Source organism: Pseudomonas sp. TMW22090, assembly GCF_022496665.1.
Lineage (GTDB): Bacteria > Pseudomonadota > Gammaproteobacteria > Pseudomonadales > Pseudomonadaceae > Aquipseudomonas > Aquipseudomonas gregormendelii.
Genome location: NZ_SCFH01000003.1, coordinates 580,767 through 595,141 on the forward strand (window position 1 = coordinate 580,767; position 14,375 = coordinate 595,141).

The following is a 14,375-nucleotide window of genomic DNA, read 5'->3' on the forward strand; positions in this document are numbered from 1 at the left end:
TCCGGTTAACCGCGCGCGGCGGCGATCTTGATCAGCTTGGCGTAGTAAAACCCGTCATGTCCGCCTTGCTGGGCGAGCAACTGACGGCCGTGGGGCTGCTTGATGCCAGCGGCCGTCGCGAGATCGAGCTCGCGGGCGCCCGGGGTGCGGGCGAGGAAGGCTTCAATGACTTCAGTGTTTTCGGTCGGCAATGTGGAGCAGGTGGCGTAAAGGAGGATGCCGCCGACTTCCAGGGTTATCCACATGGCGTCGAGCAATTCGCCCTGAAGAACCGCCAGTGCGGCGATGTCGTCAGGTTGGCGAGTCAGCTTGATGTCCGGATGACGCCGGATGACGCCGGTCGCCGAGCACGGGGCATCTAGCAGGATGCGCTGGAAGGGTTTGCCGTCCCACCAGGTGGCGGTATCGCGGCCATCGGCAGCAATCAGCTCGGCGCTCAGGCCCAGGCGGGCGAGGTTTTCCCGCACGCGCACCAGGCGCTTGGCCTCCAGGTCGACGGCGACGACGCCCGCCAGCCGGGGCTCGGCTTCGAGGATGTGGCAGGTCTTTCCGCCCGGCGCGCAGCACGCGTCCAGTACCCGTTGGCCCGGTGCCAGGTCGAGCAGATCGGCGGCCAGTTGCGCCGCCTCGTCCTGCACGCTGATCCAGCCTTCGGCGAACCCAGGCAGGCTGCGCACATCGGCAGCCGTGTCGAGGATGATGCCATCCTGGCTGTAGACGCATGGGCTGGCGGCGATCCCCGCTTCACTCAGCAGTCCGAGGTAGGCGTCGCGGCTGTGATGACGGCGATTGACCCGCAGAATCATCGGTGGGTGCGCGTTATTCGCTGCACAAATGGCTTCCCACTGCTCGGGCCAGAATGCCTTGAGCGATTTTTGCAACCAGCGTGGATGGGCTGTGCGCACCACCGGATCGTGTTCCAGCTCGGCCAGTAGCGCTTCGCTTTCACGTTGGGCACGGCGCAGCACGGCGTTGAGCAGCGCCTTGGCCCATGGTTTTTTCAGCTTGTCGGCGCAACCGACGGTTTCACCAATGGCGGCGTGGGCGGGAACCCGGGTGTAGAGCAGTTGGTACAGGCCAACCAGCAACAGCGCCTCGACATCGGCGTCTGCCGCCTTGAAGGGTTTTTGCAGCAGCTTTGCCGCGAGCGCCGACAAGCGTGGCTGCCAGCGCGCAGTCCCGAACGCCAGGTCCTGGGTGAAGCCGCGATCGCGGTCTTCAACCTTGTCCATTTGCGTGGGCAGTGAACTGTTGAGCGAGGCTTTGCCGTTAAGCACAGCGGCGAGCGCCTTGGCGGCGGCGAGACGCGGGTTCATTGCGCCTCCACCGCTTGGCCGAGGACGGTGCCGAGGGCGAATTTCTCGCGACGGCTGTTGAACAGGTCGCTGAAGTTCAGCGCCTTGCCGCCGGGTAATTGCAGGCGCGTCAGGCACAGCGCCTGCTCGCCGCAAGCCACGACCAGTCCATCCTTGCTGGCGCCAAGGATTTCACCCGGGGCACCCTGCCCTTCAGCGAGGTTCGCGGCCAGGACTTTCAGCGCTTCGCCATTGAGAGAGCTGTGGGTGACAGGCCAGGGGTTGAAGGCGCGCACCAGACGTTCCAGCTCTAGCGCCGGACGACTCCAGTCGATGCGCGCTTCGTCCTTGTTCAACTTATGTGCGTAGGTGGCGAGGCTGTCGTCCTGCACCTCGCCTTCCAGCGTTCCGGCAGCCAGCCCGGCGATAGCCTGCACCACTGCCGGCGGACCCATTTCAGCCAGCCGGTCATGGAGACTGCCACCGGTGTCTTCACCAGTGATCGGCGTGGTGACCTTAAGCAGCATCGGCCCGGTATCGAGGCCCAGCTCCATGCGCATCACGGTGACGCCACTTTCGCTGTCACCGGCTTCGACGGCACGCTGGATTGGCGCCGCTCCGCGCCAGCGCGGGAGCAAAGAGGCATGACTGTTGATGCAGCCCAGGCGTGGAATATCCAGCACCACTTGCGGCAGGATCAGGCCGTAGGCGACCACCACCAGCAGGTCCGGGTTCAGTGCGGCCAATTCGGCTTGGGCGTCTTCATTGCGCAGGGTCGGCGGCTGCAACACCGGAATATGATGTTCCAGCGCGAGCTGCTTGACTGGGCTTGGCATCAGCTTTTGCCCACGGCCCGCCGGGCGGTCCGGCTGGGTGTAGACCGCGACAATCTCGTACGGGCTGGCGAGCAGCGCCTTGAGGTGTTCGGCGGCGAATTCCGGGGTGCCGGCAAAGACGATGCGCAATGGCTCAGTCATGGGAGCGATCTCTGAAAAAGAAAAGGCTTGCCGCAGCAAGCCTTTGAAAGGAGGGCATCAAGCGTTCTGGCGATGGAGCTTTTCCAGTTTCTTCTTGATTCGGTCACGTTTCAGGTTGGACAGGTAGTCGACGAACAATTTGCCGTTGAGGTGGTCGCATTCGTGCTGGATGCACACGGCAAGCAGGCCTTCGGCGATCAGTTCGTAGGGCTGGCCGTCGCGGTCCAGGGCCTTGACCTTGACCTTTTGCGGGCGATCGACATTTTCGTAGAAGCCCGGCACCGAGAGGCACCCTTCCTGATATTGTTCCATCTCGTCGGTCAGTGATTCGAACTCGGGGTTGATGAAAACCCGCGGCTCGCTGCGGTCTTCGGAGAGGTCCATCACGACGATACGTTTGTGCACGTTGACCTGGGTCGCGGCGAGGCCGATGCCTGGCGCTTCATACATTGTTTCAAACATGTCGTCGACCAACTGACGCACTTCGTCGTCCACTACAGCCACAGGTTTGGCGATAGTGCGCAGGCGCGAGTCGGGAAATTCGAGGATGTCTAAAATGGCCATAAGCTTATTTGCTGCACGTGTGAGGTAAAGTCGGGTCGATGGCCTGGCGGGTCCGAAGATGCAGGCTACCGTTGTGAAGCGTAGCTCCCTTTTCTCTGCAAAGAGTCGGGAGCGAGCCACGAGGGCTCTGGCGTTTCACGCGAACGCACATAATAAAGGGATTCACCGCATGAGGAAATCACTACTCGCCCTGCTGCTTCTGGCTTCAGCCGGTTTAGCGCATGGGCAAGTGCAACTCAGGGAAGGTTTTCCACAGCAATACACGGTGGTTACCGGCGACACACTCTGGGACATCTCTGGAAAATTCTTGCGCGAGCCATGGAAGTGGCCGGAGTTATGGCAAGCCAATCCCCAGATCGAAAACCCCAATCTCATCTATCCGGGCGACTCGCTGACGCTGGTCTACATCAACGGCCAGCCGCGCCTGACCCTCAATCGCGGGGCTTCCAGGGGCACTATCAAGTTGTCGCCGCGCATTCGCAGTTCACCGGTGGCGGATGCGATTCCGAGCATTCCGCTGCAATTGATTAACAGCTTCCTGTTGAGCAACCGTATCGTCGACAAGGTCGAGGACTTCGACAAGGCGCCCTATATCGTTGCCGGCGATGCCGAGCGCGTGCTCAGCGGCACCGGAGACCGCATCTTCGCCCGCGGGCAATTTGATCCGAACCAGCCAGTGTATGGAATCTTCCGCCAGGGCAAGGTTTACACCGATCCCGAGAGCAAGGAGTTCCTCGGGATCAACGCGGACGATATCGGCGGTGGCGAGATCGTGGCCGCCGAGGGCGATGTCGCCACCCTGGCGCTGCAGCGCACTACCCAGGAGGTGCGCCTGGGGGATCGGCTGTTCAGTGGCGAGGAGCGTTCGATCAATTCCACCTTCATGCCCAGTGCGCCAAAGACCGACATCAAGGGCTTGATCATTGATGTGCCGCGCGGGGTGACCCAGATCGGCGCGATGGATGTCGTCACGTTGAACAAGGGGCAGCGCGACGGATTGGCCGAAGGCAATGTGCTGGTGGTGATGAAAACCGGTGAAACCGTGCGGGACCGCATCACCGGTCAGCCGTTGAAGATTCCCGATGAGCGCGCCGGGTTGCTAATGGTTTTCCGCACCTACGACAAACTCAGTTACGGCCTGGTCCTCAATGCTTCGCGGTCTTTAGCGGTGATGGACAAAGTACGAAATCCGTAAGCCTGCTTCACAAGTTACCAACAGACTTATCCACAGCTTATGCCCGTTTGAACGGGCTTCATAACGATCAAGGATGATCCATGACATTCTCTGCTGCTGCAGCTGTTTCGCCTGCCGAACTGGAGGCGCGTCTGCGTCTGCATCGCTTACCCGAACTGGGGCCGGCGCGGTTTAAAAAGCTACTGGATGCCTTCGGCTCGGCCTCAAAAGCGCTGAGCGCGCCGGCCAACGCCTGGAAGTCTCTGGGCCTTCCATTCGCTTGCTCCGAGGGGCGTCGCGATCCCGATGTGCGCCATGGCGCCCACCATGCATTGGCCTGGCTGGAGCGTCCGCGCCAGCATTTACTGATGTGGGACCAACCTGACTACCCGGCGCTGCTGGCGGAAATCAGTGACCCGCCGCCCTTGTTATTTGTCGCGGGCGATCCCGGTATCCTGGACAAACCACAGTTGGCGATGGTCGGCAGTCGTCGCGCATCTCGTCCGGGGATGGACACGGCCGCAGCGTTCTCCCGCAGCCTGGCCGGTGCCGGTTTTGTGATTACCAGTGGTCTGGCCCTTGGCATCGACGCTGCAGCGCACCAGGCGGCTCTGGACGTGGGCGGGCGAACGGTCGGGGTACTTGGCACGGGACTTGAAAAGTTTTATCCACAGCGCAATCGCAGGCTGGCAGAAGCCATGATTGCCTCTGGCAGCGCAGTGGTTTCGGAGTTTCCGCTGGACGCGGCCCCCACCGCCAGCAACTTCCCGCGGCGCAACAGAATCATCAGTGGTTTGTCCCTCGGCGTACTGGTGGTCGAAGCGAGCGTCGCCAGTGGTTCGTTAATTACCGCCAGGCTGGCGGCGGAGCAAGGGCGGGAGGTTTATGCGATTCCGGGATCGATTCATCATCCCGGCGCCAAGGGCTGTCATCAGCTGATTCGCGATGGTGCCATGCTGGTGGAAACCATCGAGCACATTCTTGAAGCCTTGCGCGGTTGGCAACAGTTGTCATTTTCCACACCTATGCCGGCGGTGACCCACCCCCTGCTCGCGTTGCTTCACGCGGCGCCGCATACCAGTGAATCGTTGGCCATTAGCAGCGGCTGGGCATTGCCCAAGGTGCTGGCCGCGCTGACCGAACTGGAAATGGACGGTCGGGCGGTATGTGAAAGCGGTCGCTGGTTTGCGCGGGTGAGCTAGGTTTTATGAGGAAGATCGGTAAACTGCGCAGAGCCTTATTCCGGAGAGTTTTTCATGGTCAACAGTTGGCGTGTGCAACAAGCCGCGCAAGCCGTTCGCTCAGGCGCGGTGATTGCCTATCCAACCGAAGCGGTCTGGGGTCTGGGTTGCGACCCATGGGACCAGAGCGCAGTGGAACGTTTGCTGATGATCAAGGGACGGTCCATGGAGAAGGGCCTGATTCTGGTCGCCGATAATATTCGCCAGTTCGACTTCCTGTTCGAGGATTTTCCCGAGTTGTGGATGGACCGCATGGCCAGCACCTGGCCGGGACCTAACACCTGGCTGGTGCCGCACCAGAATCAGTTGCCACTGTGGATTACTGGCAAGCATGAGACCGTGGCGTTGCGCGTCAGCGATCATCCTCAGGTACGGGACCTGTGTTCATTGGTAGGGCCGTTGGTGTCCACTTCGGCCAACCCGCAAGGTCGGCCGGCAGCGCGCACACGGATTCGCGTGGAGCAGTATTTCCGTGGGCAGGTGGATTACATCCTGGGCGGTAATTTGGGTGGGCGCAGGAATCCGAGTGTGATTCGGGACCTGGCGACGGGGCAGGTCATTCGCCCGGATTGAGACCGAGTCATCGTTCATCGCGGGCAAGGCTTGCCCGCGATGGCGTCCTCAAGGCAACAAAATAGTCGAGCCTGTAGTACGCCGTGCCGACAGCTCGGTCTGAGCCTTCGCCGCTTCGGCCAGCGGATATTGCTGGCTGATATCCACCTTCAACTTCCCGCTGCTGATCATCTCGAACAACTCATCCGCCATGCGCTGCAGGTTTTCGGCGTTGTTGGCGTAGGTCGCAAGTGTTGGCCGGGTCACATACAGCGAACCCTTCGCCGATAGAATCCCCAGGTTCACCCCGTCCACCGCGCCCGACGCATTGCCGAAACTCACCACCAGGCCGCGTGGCGCAGCGCTGTCGAGGGATGTCAGCCAGGTGTCCTTGCCGACCCCGTCGTAAACCACAGGCACTTTCTTGCCGTCGGTCAATTCCAGGACGCGCTGCGCCACGTTTTCATGGCTGTAGTTGATCGTCGCCCAGGCTCCGTTGGCTGTGGCCAATGCGGCTTTCTCTGCAGAGCTGACAGTGCCGATCAACTTCACACCCAGGGCTTTGGCCCATTGGCACGCCAGCGAACCTACCCCACCCGCAGCCGCATGAAACAGGATGGTTTCGCCGCCTTTGAGTTCATAGGTCTGGCGCAGCAGGTACTGCACGGTCAGGCCCTTGAGCATCACGCCTGCCGCCTGCTCGAAGCTGATCGCATCCGGCAGCTGCACCAGGTTGGCTTCGGGCAACACGTGAGTGTCGCTGTAGGCGCCCAATGGGCCGCTGCCGTAGGCCACCCGATCACCCACTTTGAATCGAGTGACTGCGTTGCCCACCGCTTCGACCACGCCGGCGCCCTCTGAACCCAGGCCCGATGGCAAGGCCGGTGGCGCATACAGTCCGCTGCGGTAATAGGTGTCGATGAAGTTCAGGCCGATGGCCTTATTGCTCACGCGTACCTGCTGCGGGCCAGGCTCGGCAGGTTGGTAGTCGACATACTCGAGCACTTCGGGGCCGCCATGGGCACTGAACTGGATACGCTTTGCCATCAGAACTCTCCTGGTGATCGTTTGGGTAAGCCCCCTATCGGACTCCTAAGCATGATCTTCGTCAACTGTGGTGCAACAGGGTGCGGTGTTATCCTGTGCAGCAATTTGCCGCCGGCCGTTGACGCGCCGCGCCGTTTGTCCCGATTCAAGGTGATGCCATGACGACCCGTACCGAGGCCGTAAAAGCCTATCTGCTCGACCTGCAAGACCGCATTTGCGCTGCCCTTGAAGCCGAAGACGGCGGTACGCGCTTCGTCGAGGATGCCTGGACCAGACCCGCGGGTGGGGGCGGTCGCACTCGCGTGATCGAGAACGGTGCTGTCATCGAGAAAGGCGGCGTCAACTTTTCCCACGTGTTTGGCAGCGGCCTCCCACCCTCGGCCAGTGCCCATCGACCAGAGCTTGCCGGACGCGGTTTCGAAGCGCTCGGCGTGTCCCTGGTCATCCACCCGCACAACCCGATGGTGCCGACTTCGCACGCCAATGTGCGGTTTTTCATCGCGGAGAAAGAAGGCGAAGAACCCGTCTGGTGGTTTGGCGGCGGTTTCGACCTGACGCCCTATTACGGCAATGAAGAAGATTGTGTGCATTGGCATCGGGTTGCCGAGCAGGCTTGCGCGCCGTTTGGTCCCGACGTCTATTCGCGCTACAAGGCATGGTGCGACAGCTACTTTCATATCAAGCATCGCCACGAGCCGCGTGGCATTGGCGGCCTGTTTTTCGATGACCTCAATGAATGGGATTTCGACACCAGCTTTGCTTTCATGCGGGCCATCGGCGACGCGTTCATTGAGGCCTACCTGCCGATCGTCCAGCGCCGCAAGAACGATGCATTCACTGCCAGGCAACGCGAATTCCAGGAGTTCCGTCGCGGCCGCTATGTCGAATTCAACCTGGTCTACGACCGTGGCACGCTGTTCGGCCTGCAGTCGGGCGGGCGCACTGAATCAATCCTCATGTCGCTGCCGCCGCAAGTGCGTTGGGGGTACGACTGGAAGGCCGAGCCGGGCAGCGAAGAAGCGCGGCTGACCGAATATTTCCTGCAAGACCGCGATTGGTTGGCCAAGGCCTGAACGAGGAAAACTGATGGATCGTTACGTCGTATTCGGCAACCCGATTGGCCACAGCAAGTCGCCACTTATCCATCGACTGTTTGCCGAGCAGACGGGTCAGCAACTGGACTACAGCACTTCCCTGGCTCCGCTCGATGATTTTTCCCACTTCGCCCGAGCGTTTTTCCTGGAGGGGCGCGGAGCCAACGTCACGGTGCCTTTCAAGGAGCAGGCCTATCGCCTGGCCGACAGCCTGACGGAGCGTGCCCAGCGCGCTGGCGCGGTGAATACCTTGAGCAAACTGGCTGACGGCTCGTTGCTGGGTGACAACACCGACGGCGCCGGGCTGGTGCGGGACCTGACGGTTAATGCCGCTTTCAGTCTCAAGGGGAAGCGCATATTGCTACTGGGCGCCGGCGGTGCGGTGCGGGGTGCGCTTGAGCCGTTGCTGGCCGAGCAGCCGGCGTCGGTGATCATCGCCAACCGCACGGTGGAAAAAGCGGAATTGCTGGCCGAGTTGTTCGATGATCTGGGCCCGGTCTCTGCCAGTGGCTTTGACTGGCTGGAGGAATCCGTGGACCTGATCATCAACGCCACCTCCGCGAGCCTGTCCGGTGAGGTTCCACCGATTGCCAGCAGTCTGATCGAACCGGGCAAGACGGTTTGCTACGACATGATGTACGGCAAGGAACCGACATCATTCTGCCGCTGGGCCAGCGAGCACGGTGCAGCGGTGGCAATGGATGGATTGGGGATGCTCGCTGAACAGGCGGCGGAAGCGTTCTTCCTGTGGCGGGGTGTGCGTCCGGACACGGCGCCGGTGCTGGCCGAACTGCGCCGACAACTCGCAGAATGAAACTGTTGGAGTGAAACACGATTCAGTCTTCAAACCGGATCGGGCATTTCTCCGCGCCTTCCAGCTTTCTGAGCTCCTCCACCACCTGCGGCCGCGCTTGCCGCAGGGTCAGGCTGCGATTCTGCTTGAGCAGGCGCCGCGCCTCCTGATGCAGCATCTCCACCCCTGAGTAATCGATGAAATTGATCTGCTGTGCCTCAATCACTACCCGGGCAGCGTGCATGCGCTGCAGGCGTACCTGGAGGTAGTGGCTGGCGCCGAAAAAGATCGAGCCGCCAACGCGCAACACATCCTCATCGCCGTCGCGCCAATGCTGCACACGCGGTTGCGAGGTGCGCTTGAGATAGAAGAACAGCGAAGCCAGTACCCCGGCGTAAATCGCGGTCTGCAATTCCAGCAGCAGCGTGGCGACACAGGTCAGCGCCATGACCAGGAACTCGGCGCGACTGACCCTCAGCAATGCGCGAATGCCGCGATGATCCACCAGGCCCCAGGCGATCAGCAGAATACTGCCGGCCATCGCCGGAATCGGGATGTGGGCGATCAATGCCGCGCCAAACACTGCAAACAGCGCGACCCACAGCGCCGAGAACACCCCGGCCAGCGGGGAGCAGGCCCCTGCCTCGTAGCTCAGGCCCGATCGAGTGAAGGAGCCGGCGGACAACGAACCGGAAAAAAATGCCCCGACCATGTTGGATAAACCCTGGGCGCGCACTTCCTGATTGGCGTCGAGCAACTGCTGTGAGCGTGCCGACAGCGAGCGAGCAATCGACAGGCTGGTCACCAGCCCCAACATGCCCACCGCAACCGCGCTGGGTAACAAGCGCAGGATCAAGTCCAGGTCCAGCGGCACAGCGCTCAAAGGTGGCAGTCGACCGACAAAGGCGCTGACCAGGCTGACGTGGCCAAACATCCCGGGCCAGAGCCACACCAGCAGCCCTGCCGTTACCAGCGTGATCAACAGTGTCGGCCAGCGCGGCAGCAGCCATTTCAGGGTGGCTCCCAATGCCACGGTCGCCAGCCCGAGAATGAGCGATGGCTTGTCCACCTGATGCAGGTGTTGAAACACCGACATGAAGCTGTCGAGTGCCGTGGCCTGGCTGGGCAGGTCCAGCCCCAGCAAGTTGGGCAGTTGGCCGACGGCAATCACCACCGCCGCACCGAGGGTGAACCCCAATACCACCGAATGGGAGACAAAATTCACCAGCGCGCCGAATCGCAGCAAGCCCAACAGCCACTGGAAGGTCCCGGCCAGCAGCGTCAGCAACAGAATAAGTGCCACGTAGTCCTGCGACGCGGGCACTGCCAAGGGGCTGACGCTGGCATACAAGACAATGGAAATTGCCGCTGTAGGACCACAGATGAGGTGCCAGGATGATCCCCACAGGCACGCGATCAGAACGGGAACAATAGCCGCGTACAACCCGTATTCAGGTGGGAGCCCGGCAATCAGGGCGTAGGCAATCGACTGTGGCAGCGCGAGAATCGCACCGCTCAGGCCGACGATTAGGTCGCGCCCGACAGTGGCACGGGTTTGCCGAGGCAACCAGCTCAGGAAGGGGAAGAGCGAATGGCGGCTGGGAAAGGCCATGGGTCCTCTCAGGTGGGGGAATGCGCAAAGGGTAACAGGGTGAACCAGTGATGGCGGCGCGAGCGTGCCAGCCCCCACCTGCAGGAGCGAGCTCGCTCGCGAAAAACGTACCGGCACCTCGGGGCATCAGGCGCCCGGCGAAATCGTGTACGTCCATCGCGAGCAGGCTCCTCCTATGAATCAGAGCTTGGCTTTCACCGCAGGCAACGCCTCCTTGCCATCGGCGGTTTTCACGCCATCCAGCCATTTATCCAGAACCGCAGGATTAGCCTTGATCCACGCCTTGGCAGCCTCGGCATTGCTGATCTTCTTGTTCACGACCTCGGCCATGATGCTGTTCTCCATTTCCTGGGTGAAGCTCAGGTTGGTGAGCAACTTGCCGACGTTCGGACAGGCCTGTGCATAACCCTTGCGAGTCAATGTATAAACCGCACCGGTATCACCGAAGTACTTCTCGCCACCCTTGAGGTAGTGCATCTTCAGCTGCACGTTCATCGGGTGCGGCGTCCAGCCGAGGAAGGTCACGAACTTCTGCTTCTTAACTGCCCGGGACACTTCCGCCAGCATGGCCTGCTCGCTGGATTCCACCAGCTTCCATTGGCCCAGGTCGAAGTCGTTTTTCTTGATGATGTCCTGCAGCGAGATGTTCGCCGGAGCCCCGGAGCCAATGCCGTAGATTTTTTTCTCGAACTTGTCGGCGAACTTGTTCAGGTCGGCGAAGTTATGCACACCTGCGTCCCACACATAATCCGGAACAGCCAGGGTGAACTCGGTGCCATCGAGGTTTTTCGCCAGTTGGGTTACATCCCCGGTGGCCACGAACTTGTCGTAGAAACCTTGCTGCGCCGGCATCCAGTTACCCAGGAACACGTCGACCTGACCGTCCTTCAAGCCACCGAAGGTGATAGGCACCGCCAAGGTGTCAACCTTGGCCTTGTAGCCCATGCCGTCCAGCAAGAACCCGGTAATGGCGTTAGTCGCCGCAATGTCGCTCCAGCCCGGATCGGCCATTTTCACCGTGTCGCAGCTCTGATCGGCATACGCCGATGCGCTGCCCAGAGCCAGAAGCCCGACCGTCAGAACTGTGGATAACCTTTGCATGGACTTCCCCTTAACATTATTGGTTTTGGCAGGGTTGTGGATAACGTGCTTTGCGCTCCAGATCATCCAGGTCGATGTGGTTGCGCATGTACTGCTGACTGGCGTCTACCAGTGGCTGGTGATCCCAGCTCTTGAGCTTGCCGATGGTCAGGGCCTCGGCCACGAATCGCCGGCGGCGCTGACTGGCGAGCACCTGTTGGTGAATCGCAGGTATGTTCCACTTGGCCCGTGCTTCGACGAGGAACTCGGCAAACAGTGCACTGTGTTGCGGCGACTGGCTGAGCTCTTCCTGTTCACGCGGGTCATTGTGCACATCGAAGAGTAGGCAAGGGTCGTCTTCGCTGTAGATGAATTTGTAGGCAGCGCGGCGAATCATCATCAGCGGGCTGATGGTGCCTTCGGCCATGTACTCGCCAAACGCTTCGTCGTGACCGCCCTGCCCCTTCAGGTGCGACACCAGCGAGCGGCCATCGAGCGGCAAGCCAGGCTCCAGCGAGCCGCCCGCCAATTCGACAAAGGTCGGCAGAAGGTCGGCAGTCGAGACGGCAGCGCTCACGCGGCCGGCACCAAATTGCCCCGGCGCGCTGATTAACAAGGGGACCCGGGCGGCCATCTCGAACCAGTGCATTTTGTACCAGAGGCCGCGCTCGCCGAGCATGTCGCCATGATCTCCGGAGAAAACAATAATTGTATTGTCGATCAACCCTGTATCTTCGAGTGTTTGCAGGAGTTTGCCGACGTTGTCGTCAATATAGCTGCAGGCCCCAAAATAGGCACGTCGCGCGTCACGGATCTTATCCACAGGCAGCGGCTTGTCCCACAAGTCGTACACCTTGAGCAGTCGCTGGGAGTGCGGGTCCAGCTCGGACTGCGCTGGCGTCTGCGGAAGCGGGATGTCACTGTCCTGGTACATATCCCAGTATTTTTTCGGGATGGTGTACGGGTCGTGGGGATGGGTCATGGAAACGGTCAGGCAGAACGGCTGGTCGCCATCCTCGCGGATGTGGTCAAACAGGTACTGCTGCGCCTTGAAGACTACTTCTTCGTCAAAATCCAGCTGGTTGGTGCGCACGCAGGGGCCAGCCTGCAGCACCGATGACATATTGTGGAACCAGGTGGGCCGAACGTCGGGTTCGTCCCAGTTCACCGACCAGCCGTAATCGGCGGGATAAATGTCACTGGTCAGGCGTTCTTCATAGCCGTGCAGTTGATCCGGACCACAGAAGTGCATCTTTCCGGACAAGGCGGTGCGGTAGCCCAGGCGGCGCAGGTAATGGGCATAGGTGGGTACGTCGGCGGGGAAGTCAGCCGCATTGTCATAGGCGCCGATCTTGCTCGGCAGCTGGCCGCTGACCAGGGTAAAACGCGACGGTGCGCACAGTGGACTGTTGCAATAAGCGGAGTCGAACACTACGCCTTCGGCAGCAAGTCGGCTGAGATTGGGTAATTTGATTGGCGAAGGGCCGTAGAACGGCAACATTGGCGCGGCCATCTGATCGGCCATGATGAAAAGAATATTCTTGCGCTTCATGTGATCGCGGCATTCCATAGTGAATATTTATGCGAGAGTGCTGCGACCGAGCATGGGTGCCATGCCTTTTGCGGTAAAGCCCACACCCGGCAATGACTAGGATAAGCACAGCTTATGTATGAAGCCCTCGGGAGTTTGTCCCTGGACCTGTTGCGTACTTTTGAAGCTGCGGCGCGCCAGCGAAGTTTTACCGCCGCCGCCGTGGAGCTGGGGACAACTCAACCCGCCATCAGTCAGCAAATCAAACGGCTGGAAGAGCAACTTGCCACCCGCCTGTTCGATCGGATTTATCGTGGCATCGAGCTGACAGAGGCGGGCATCGTCCTCTTCGAACAGGTGCAGCTCGGTTTGCAGAATATCGATGCAGGCCTGGCGGCGATCAGTGCGCAAGATCAGCACGAGGTGCTGCAGGTCGCCACGGATTTCGCGTTCGCCGCCTATTGGTTGATGCCGCGACTGCACCGCTTCCATGCCGCCAACCCCAACGTGGACGTTAGTCTTGTGACCAGTGAGCGCAGCCACAACATGCTGCGCAGCGATATCGATATTGCCGTGCTGTTTGGCGAAGGGCGTTTCAAGCAAGGTGAGAGCCACTGGCTGTTCAGCGAAGAAGTATTCCCGGTGTGCAGCCCGCTGCTGCTCAAGGACCGAGCGCTGCCCCTGCCGGTCTCATCGCTGCTGGAGCTGCCCCTGCTGCACTTGCGCGGCGAAAACAGCAGCAACTGGTTTGATTGGAGCGGTGTGTTTCGTGAGCTGGGGATCACTTCGGCGCCCGCACCGGGCCAGCTGCGTTTTGATAACTACACCTTGTTGATCCAGGCCGCGATTGGTGGCCAGGGCGTCGCTATCGGTTGGCGACATCTTGTGGATAACTTGCTGGCGGAGGGCTTGTTGTGTCGTCCAATCGGCGCCACGGTCATTTCGCGGCTTGGCTACTACGTGGTCCTGCCTCAGCGAAAGCGTCGTGGCGAATTGATCCAGCGATTCGTTGACTGGTTGATGCAGGAGCAGGCGCGCAGTGCGCAGTCGCTTAATGGCCTGCCGTTGCCGTCTATCGCGAACTGACGTCAGGCGCGATGAAGCTCACGTTGTGGTAGGGGGGGCATGGCTCACTTACCTGTCGTGCTGTGAGTGCCTGATCGAAAAGCTTCAGGCCTTTTCAGGCAATCGGCTTCTCCAGAGTTGTGCTGTACGAAAGTTCCGACCTGATGAGTTGATTGTTTAAACATACTGCATGTTTCTTCAAGTGATTAGTAAAATTTCGTCACGCTATGCTCGTAAAATTAAAATTATTTATTGGTTTGTATATGCATAATGTGGAATAAGCCGAGCCACGTATTGTTTTAAGTGGATGTTTAGGAAGAATCCTATATTTTTAATCAATTAACTAAGAG

The 14,375-nt window shown here is 60.3% G+C and carries 13 protein-coding genes; 6 read left to right on the plus strand and 7 right to left on the minus strand.

All coding sequences use genetic code 11. The annotated features are described in order from the left end of the window. Positions 1 to 5: 5 nt before the first annotated feature. Genes rsmB through def form a run of 3 tightly spaced genes read right to left on the minus strand, consistent with a single transcriptional unit; the run spans position 6 to position 2,836 of the window. Positions 6 to 1,316 (minus strand): 16S rRNA (cytosine(967)-C(5))-methyltransferase RsmB, encoded by a 1,311-nt coding sequence (rsmB, locus tag EQV97_RS11945; RefSeq protein ID WP_122840909.1) that lies wholly within the window; start codon positions 1,314 to 1,316, stop codon positions 6 to 8. Then, positions 1,313 to 2,272, minus strand: coding sequence for a methionyl-tRNA formyltransferase (gene fmt / locus EQV97_RS11950; RefSeq protein WP_122840908.1), 960 nt, complete (start codon positions 2,270 to 2,272; stop codon positions 1,313 to 1,315). Before fmt ends, rsmB begins: the two co-directional genes overlap by 4 nt. A gap of 57 nt (positions 2,273 to 2,329) precedes the next feature. Further along, entirely contained in the window at positions 2,330 to 2,836 is a 507-nt protein-coding gene (gene def / locus EQV97_RS11955; RefSeq protein ID WP_017341723.1) for a peptide deformylase, read from the minus strand. Between the two features lie 169 nt (positions 2,837 to 3,005). Between def and EQV97_RS11960 the strand changes: the two genes are divergently transcribed. The 3 genes from EQV97_RS11960 (at position 3,006) to EQV97_RS11970 (ending at position 5,824) form a co-directional block, all read left to right on the plus strand. After that, complete coding sequence (locus EQV97_RS11960) at positions 3,006 to 4,031, plus strand: LysM domain-containing protein (protein ID WP_122840907.1); 1,026 nt, start codon at positions 3,006 to 3,008, stop codon at positions 4,029 to 4,031. A gap of 80 nt (positions 4,032 to 4,111) precedes the next feature. Beyond that, entirely contained in the window at positions 4,112 to 5,212 is a 1,101-nt protein-coding gene (dprA, locus tag EQV97_RS11965; RefSeq protein WP_240888974.1) for a DNA-processing protein DprA, read from the plus strand. A gap of 54 nt (positions 5,213 to 5,266) precedes the next feature. Continuing rightward, complete coding sequence (locus tag EQV97_RS11970) at positions 5,267 to 5,824, plus strand: L-threonylcarbamoyladenylate synthase (RefSeq protein ID WP_122840905.1); 558 nt, start codon at positions 5,267 to 5,269, stop codon at positions 5,822 to 5,824. Between the two features lie 48 nt (positions 5,825 to 5,872). On the opposite strand, the gene EQV97_RS11975 is transcribed toward EQV97_RS11970, so the two are convergent. After that, positions 5,873 to 6,850 (minus strand): NADPH:quinone reductase, encoded by a 978-nt coding sequence (locus tag EQV97_RS11975; RefSeq protein ID WP_240888975.1) that lies wholly within the window; start codon positions 6,848 to 6,850, stop codon positions 5,873 to 5,875. A 158-nt stretch (positions 6,851 to 7,008) separates the two neighbouring features. On the opposite strand from EQV97_RS11975, the gene hemF reads away from it, so the two are divergent. Next, a complete protein-coding gene (hemF, locus tag EQV97_RS11980; protein ID WP_122840903.1) occupies positions 7,009 to 7,923 on the plus strand; it encodes an oxygen-dependent coproporphyrinogen oxidase in 915 nt (304 codons plus the stop codon). A 13-nt stretch (positions 7,924 to 7,936) separates the two neighbouring features. Beyond that, positions 7,937 to 8,758, plus strand: coding sequence for a shikimate dehydrogenase (aroE, locus tag EQV97_RS11985; protein WP_122840902.1), 822 nt, complete (start codon positions 7,937 to 7,939; stop codon positions 8,756 to 8,758). Positions 8,759 to 8,780: 22 nt separating this feature from the next. Here the strand turns inward: aroE and EQV97_RS11990 are convergent, their stop codons facing one another. The 3 genes from EQV97_RS11990 to betC all read right to left on the minus strand — a co-directional run bounded on the left by EQV97_RS11990 (position 8,781) and on the right by betC (position 12,981). Beyond that, a complete protein-coding gene (locus tag EQV97_RS11990) occupies positions 8,781 to 10,349 on the minus strand; it encodes a SulP family inorganic anion transporter (RefSeq protein WP_225568949.1) in 1,569 nt (522 codons plus the stop codon). A gap of 180 nt (positions 10,350 to 10,529) precedes the next feature. Beyond that, a complete protein-coding gene (gene choX, locus EQV97_RS11995) occupies positions 10,530 to 11,450 on the minus strand; it encodes a choline ABC transporter substrate-binding protein (protein ID WP_045061217.1) in 921 nt (306 codons plus the stop codon). Between the two features lie 16 nt (positions 11,451 to 11,466). Further along, on the minus strand, positions 11,467 to 12,981 hold the full coding sequence (gene betC / locus EQV97_RS12000) for a choline-sulfatase (RefSeq protein WP_240888976.1): 1,515 nt from the start codon (positions 12,979 to 12,981) through the stop codon (positions 11,467 to 11,469). A 114-nt stretch (positions 12,982 to 13,095) separates the two neighbouring features. Here betC and EQV97_RS12005 point away from each other — a divergent pair, with 114 nt between their 5' ends. After that, positions 13,096 to 14,046 (plus strand): LysR family transcriptional regulator, encoded by a 951-nt coding sequence (locus EQV97_RS12005; protein WP_240888977.1) that lies wholly within the window; start codon positions 13,096 to 13,098, stop codon positions 14,044 to 14,046. The last annotated feature ends 329 nt before the right edge of the window (positions 14,047 to 14,375 follow it).